This is a genomic window from Halorubrum sp. AJ67 (assembly GCF_000513435.1).
Genome location: NZ_CBVY010000014.1, coordinates 43,739 through 44,687 on the forward strand (window position 1 = coordinate 43,739; position 949 = coordinate 44,687).

2 protein-coding genes are annotated in these 949 nt (G+C 71.8%); both read left to right on the forward strand.

What is annotated here, in order from left to right:
- A partial coding sequence (locus tag BN903_RS11350; RefSeq protein WP_154018128.1) for an aminotransferase class V-fold PLP-dependent enzyme occupies positions 1-438 on the forward strand: 438 nt, incomplete at its 5' end.
- A 22-nt stretch (positions 439-460) separates the two neighbouring features.
- The coding region (locus BN903_RS11355) for a class I SAM-dependent methyltransferase (RefSeq protein WP_048077833.1) at positions 461-949 on the forward strand (489 nt) is incomplete at its 3' end.

Sequence of the window (949 nt, forward strand, 5' to 3'; positions counted from 1 at the left end):
CGACGCCGCGGCCGACCCGCGCCGCGCGCGGTCGGTTACCGAGCGTCGCGGACCCGAGGCGACGAGATCGAGTTCAAGCCCGGCGCGGGACGCTTCGAGGTGGGAACGACGACCGCGGCGGCCCACGTCGGCCTCGTCGAGGCGCTCGACGCGATCGACGCGGTCGGGCTCGACGCGATCGAGTCCCGGATCGAGTCGCTCACGAACCGCCTGAAGGCGGGCGTTCCGGACGACCACCTTCTCAGTCCGCGAGCGTACGAGTCCGGGCTCGTCACGATCGACGTCGACGACCCGGAAGCGACCGTCGACCGGCTCGCCGATGAGGGCGTCGTCGTCCGGTCGCTGCCGGGTCCGGACGGGATCCGGGCGTCGGTCCACGCCGTCTCGACCGAGGCGGAGATCGACCGGCTCCTCGACGGGCTCGACGAGGAGTTTTAGCGCTGGCCGTCCAGGGTCGCACATGGGATTCCACACGTTCGACGCGGACGGGGCGGACCGGTTAGAGCGGGCGGCGGTGCGGTACCGCTGGGTGTCCGCGGAAGAGGTCGTCGGGCCGTTCGCGGCCGGTGAGTTCGGCGTCCTTGCCGACCTCGGGAGCGGCACCGGATTCTACACCGACGACGTCGCCGAGCGCGTCGAGACCGTCTACGGCGTCGACGTCCAGCCGGAGATGCACGAGTACTACCGCGAGAAGGGCGTCCCCGAGAACGTCGAACTGGTCGCGAGCGACGTCGCGGACCTCCCGTTCGCGGACGACGAACTCGACGGCGCGTTCTCGACGATGACCTACCATGAGTTCGCGAGCCCGGAAGCGCTCACGGAGATCGCCCGGGCGGTCCGCGCCGGAGGACCGCTCGTCGTGTTCGACTGGTCGGCGGACGGCGACGGCGACCACGGACCCCCGGTCGACGAGCGGTTCACCGCCGCCGACGCCGTCGCGGCGCTGGAG